Raw genomic sequence first — 4,819 nt, forward strand, 5'->3', positions numbered from 1 at the left:
CCACCACCAGGGGAGAGAGGCCCAGCAGGCGCGCCAGGCCGCTCGCCCCACGGACGAGCACCTCGCCTCCCGCGACGAGCAGGGCCATGCCTCCGAGCAGAGCGAGCGCTGTCACAGTCCCCCAGGGTTCCCTGAAGTCCTGATCCGCGCATCCAGGGACGCTGCGGTGGGCGGCGCGTGCTGCCGTGCACCGGACGGCTCGTCAGGCCTCGTCCTTCCCGAGGACGACATCGGCGAGGAAGTCGGCGAAACGTCCGGGTTCGTCGCGCTGCGGGGTGTGGCCGCTGCGGTCGAAGACCACGAGCTGCTTGCCGGGAGCCTGCAGTGCGTCGAACCACTCGAGGGCGAGGGTGGCGCGCCCCGGCGCCTCGTGCGCCCCCTGCACCAGGTAGACCGGCACGTCGAGCCGCGGCACGCTCCGCCGGAAGTCCACCTCCTGCAGCTGCGGGTAGAGCACGGCGAAGGTCTCGAAGATCCCTCCAGCGGCGCGGAACTGCTCGGTGAGCGTGAATTCTGGGACGACGAGGCTCATCGGGTACTCGACCCGCCAGTCGTAGTCCGCGCCGCGCGGGTAGTCCTGCCACTCGGGGTTGGCCGCGAGCGCCTGGGAGTAGGCGAGGGTGTCGCTGTACGGCGGCTCGCCGATCGCCCGGAGGCGGTCCGCGAACGCGGCGTCACCGGTCCGCTCGGCGTAGGCGAGCGAGTCCGCGTACATGAGCCGGTCGGTGGCGAGCTGGTCGACCATCTGCCCGGTACCGACGTAGGCGCGGTACAGCTCGGGGCGCTGCTGGACGGCGAGGACCCCGAGGGTCGTCCCCCACGAGCTCCCGACCAGGTAGATGTTCTCCTCGTCGAAGCGCTCGCACAGGTACCGGGTCACCTCGATCGTGTCGGCGACCATCCGGTCGAGCGTGAGCGTCGAGGTCGGTTCGAGGGCGCCGGCGGACCGCCCGGTACCGCGCTGGTCCCAGGTCACCACGACGAAGTGCTCCTCGAGGGGCTCACCGGCGATCCGCATCGAGCCGGTGGCCGTTCCCCCGGGACCGCCCTCGAGGAAGAGCAGGACGGGCGCCTCGGCGTCCTCGCCACGGATCATCATCGACTGGGCGTGCCCGCCGATCGGGACGGTGGCGAGCTCGGCGATCGACCCGTCGAGCACCGCGCCGTCCGCACCGAGGATCGGCGCGGTGGTGGCGGGACGGAGCAGGGCGGCCAGCACCAGAAGGGCGATCACGCCGCTGAGAGCGAGACCGACGCGCCGGGTGCGCGGTGCGCGGCCGGTCGGCGCAGCGCCGGCGCGGCGGGCGATCGCCGCCCCCCACATCCCGCCGAGCACGAGCGGCAGCAGCAGGACGACGGAGTCGAAGCCACGTCCGACGACGAAGGCGAGGACGCCGTAGAGGTCGTCGAGCCGGATGGCGTCGACGGTCGGTCCGGTCACGGGGAGCCGGACGAACTCGACGGTTCCCGCGAAGGCCACGGGCGCGAGGAGCGCGGCCCACCGCGTCCTGGCGAGCACGCCGACCAGCACGCCGACGGCGCCCAGGAGCAGGAAGGCCGCGACGGACGCGGCGGAGGTCATCGTGCCGCGGGGCGCCGTCAGACCGACGACGCCACCCGCGGTGACCACGACGGCGACGGGCACGATCCGGCGGAGCCAGGCCGACGGACCCGCGGCCACGGCGAGGTGGTCGAGCGGGGCGCTCATCGCGCACCGCCCGTGCGGGTGGACGTACGGCCGTGCCGGTCGGCCACGAGGCCCGCGCGCAGCACGATCACGGCCGCGAGCGCGAGGGCCACGGCTGCGCTGAGCGCCGGGAGCAGGACGGCCCGCAGCACGCCGGGGACGAGGTCGTCGCCGACGGCGATCCGTGCGCTCCGGTCGGCGAGCCGGGTGGTGGTCGACACGGTGTAGGGGCCGGGTTCGGCTGCCTCGAAGACCGCGACGGCCTGGCCGACGGACACCGAACCGCTCCGGCGGACGTCGTAGCGCAGGTCACGCGGGTAGGTGTCCACCTCGACGGGCACTCCCTCCGCGTCGGTCACGGCGAGGTCGGCGGCGGCAAGGCCGAGGACGGGGTCCAGGCCACGCGTTGCCGTGGGGACGGCGCTCTCGAGGTAGACGACATGGGCGCCGGGACGGTCGATCTCGACGGTCACCGACCCCGGGGTGGTGGTCGTGGCCATCGCGGCCGGGCGCCTGGTCTGGTCGCTCAGGCCGACGGCGGCCCAGGCGATGGAGGCGGTGAGTCCGGTGGCGGCCACCACGGCGGCCAGGGCCAGCCGGGCGCCCGTACCGGAGCGACGGGGACGTGCTGTCTGGGGTGAGGTGCTCATGGACCGAGCGTCCCGCCGGCAACGGGGGCCCGTCGTCGGGCCGCGGACGGGATCTCGCGACCCCCCACGGGCCCACGCCTCCGGTCACCGTCCCTCCCGGGGCGGACCCGGCGATGGGTCCGAAGGCTGATGTGCCGGCCGGGCCCACGTGGCTAGCGTCGGGTCCATGGGCCGATCGGCGACGAGGACGTGGGCACGGGTCCGAGCCGTCGACGCCCGTCGACCCGAGGTCCTCGACGCGCTGCTCGCCCTCGGTCTCTTCACCGGGGCGGTCGTGTCCGGTGTCGCCGGGGAGGGCTCGCGGGCCGCCGACGGCGCCTTCGTCCTCCTGCTGGCCGTGGGGAGCCTGCCGTACGTCGCCCGGCGCCGCGCCCCGATGACGACGCTCATGGTCGCCTCGCTGCCGGTGCTCGCCCTCCTCGGACTCGGCTACACGACGGCGGTCGTCGGCTCCGGTCTGTTCCTCGCCGCCTACACCGTCGCCGCCCTGCGCTCTCCTCGGTGCACCGCGCTCGCCGTCGGGTGGGTGGCGGTGCTGCTCGCTGCCGTCGCCCTCGTCCGGCCCGGGAGCCTGGCACCAGGGGAGCTGCTGACCAACGCCGCCCTCTTCGCCGGCGCGTTCGGCCTCGGCAGGGGCGCCCACGTGCGCCGCGACAACGCGAGCCTGCTGCGCGAACGCGCCGAGCTGGCCGAGCGCGCACGCTCCGAAGGGGATCGGCGAGCGGTCAGCGAGGAGCGTCTGCGGATCGCCCAGGAGCTGCACGACGTCATCGGCCACTCCCTGGGGGTCATCGCCCTGCAGGCGCAGGTGGGAGCGCACGTGATCGACGCCGACCCGGCGGAGGCCAAGGCCGCGCTGGTCGCCGTCTCCGCGACGAGCCGCACGGCGCTGACGGAGGTTCGCCGGATCCTCGGTGCGATGCGGGACGAGACCGCCGACCGCCACCCCGCGCCCGGCCTCGGCGCGGTCGGCGACCTCGCCGCCGAGCTGAGCGCTGCAGGGCTGCCCGTCGAGGTGACCACCCACGGGACTCCGGTGGCGCTGCCGACCGCCCTGGACGTGACCGCCTACCGGCTGGTCCAGGAGTCGCTGACCAACGTGGCCAAGCACGCCGGACGCACCCGGGCACAGGTCTCCGTGCGGTTCACACCCGGATCCGTCGATCTCGAGGTGCTCGACGACGGCCCGCAGGACGCTGCCGCCTCGTCCGCCGATGCGCCGGACGGCGCACGGTCCGGGGGCCACGGTCACCTGGGCATGCGTGAGCGCGTCGCCGTCTGGGGCGGGACACTCACCGTGGGGCCGCGACCCGACGGCGGCTACGCCGTGCACGCCCACCTCCCCTTCGAGGAGCAGCCATGATCCGCGTCGCCGTCGTCGACGACGAGGCCCTGGTGCGCCGCGGCCTCAGCGTGCTGCTGCGCCTGGAGCCCGACATCGACGTCGTGGGTGAGGCCGAGAACGGCGAGGACGCGCTGCGCCTGGTGCGCCGCGAGCACCCGGACGTCGTCCTCATGGACATCCGGATGCCCGGCACCGACGGGCTCACCGCCACCCGCGCGATCGCCGCCGACCCGCAGACGGCCGGGACGAGGGTCATCGTGCTCACCACCTTCGACCTCGACGAGCACGTCTTCGCCGCCGTGCGCGCGGGGGCCAGCGGCTTCCTGCCGAAGGACACCGCTCCCGACGACCTCCTGACCGCGATCCGCGTGGTCGCGGACGGGCAGGCCCTGCTCGCACCGACGGTGACCAGGCGGCTCATCGAGGAGTTCGCCCGCCGGTCACCGCATCCGGCCCCCGAGCCGCCGGACGGGCTCGACCAGCTGACCGAACGGGAGGTCGAGGTCCTGCGCGCCGTGGCGCAGGGGCTCTCCAACGCCGAGATCGCCGCGGAGCTCGTGGTCGGCTACGCCACGGTCAAGACCCATGTGAGCAGGCTCCTGATGAAGCTCGGCGCGCGGGACCGCGCCCAGCTGGTCGTGCTCGCCTACGAGGGCGGCATCGTCCGGCCCGGCGCGCGGTAGTCCTCGATGTCCCGGTCACCGAGGTCGCGCCGGTGCGGTGCACGGGCGACGGTCGCCACGGTCGACCGCATCAGCCCGACTGACCTCACCCAGCTCGCCACGGACGTGGGCCCGGTGCCGATGAACGTCGGGGCCCTGCTCGTCCTCACCGGCGCGCGTCCCGGCGAGGTCAGGGAGGCGCTCCTCGACCGGCTGCCGCGGGTCGAGAGGTTCCGGCAGGTGCTGCGCAGCGCCCCGCCCGGCCTCGGGCGGCCGTACTGGGTGGCCGACCCCGCCCTCGACGTGGGACGCCACCTCGTGTCCGTGAAGCTCAGGGGTCCGATCGACGAGGCACGCCTTGCGACGGTGGCCGCGCAGGAGGTCGCGCGTCCGCTTCCCCCTGACCGTCCGTTGTGGCGGGCCGTCCTCGTCGAGGGCGCATCCCGCCAGGGGCCCGACCGCGGGCCCGAGGCCG

General features: G+C 74.7%; 5 protein-coding genes. 3 read left to right on the forward strand and 2 right to left on the reverse strand.

Features of this window, described 5'->3' with window-relative positions; all coding sequences use genetic code 11:
* Positions 1-202 precede the first annotated feature (202 nt).
* A complete protein-coding gene (locus ABWK99_RS13675) occupies positions 203-1,708 on the reverse strand; it encodes an alpha/beta fold hydrolase (RefSeq protein WP_372595253.1) in 1,506 nt (501 codons plus the stop codon).
* Positions 1,705-2,337, reverse strand: coding sequence for a hypothetical protein (locus ABWK99_RS13680; protein ID WP_372595254.1), 633 nt, complete (start codon positions 2,335-2,337; stop codon positions 1,705-1,707). The genes ABWK99_RS13675 and ABWK99_RS13680 overlap by 4 nt, the downstream gene beginning before the upstream one ends.
* A 166-nt stretch (positions 2,338-2,503) precedes the next feature.
* Here ABWK99_RS13680 and ABWK99_RS13685 point away from each other — a divergent pair, with 166 nt between their 5' ends.
* The 3 genes from ABWK99_RS13685 to ABWK99_RS13695 form a co-directional block, all read left to right on the forward strand.
* Positions 2,504-3,700: a sensor histidine kinase gene (locus ABWK99_RS13685; protein WP_372595255.1), complete on the forward strand. Its 1,197-nt coding sequence runs from the start codon at positions 2,504-2,506 to the stop codon at positions 3,698-3,700.
* Complete coding sequence (locus ABWK99_RS13690; protein ID WP_372595256.1) at positions 3,697-4,365, forward strand: response regulator; 669 nt, start codon at positions 3,697-3,699, stop codon at positions 4,363-4,365. Before ABWK99_RS13685 ends, ABWK99_RS13690 begins: the two co-directional genes overlap by 4 nt.
* Positions 4,366-4,485: 120 nt before the next feature.
* Positions 4,486-4,819 (forward strand): wax ester/triacylglycerol synthase domain-containing protein (locus tag ABWK99_RS13695; RefSeq protein ID WP_372595257.1); only part of this gene is annotated, 334 nt, incomplete at its 3' end.

It is taken from the genome of Actinotalea sp. (genome assembly GCF_041597215.1).
Taxonomy (GTDB): domain Bacteria; phylum Actinomycetota; class Actinomycetes; order Actinomycetales; family Cellulomonadaceae; genus Actinotalea.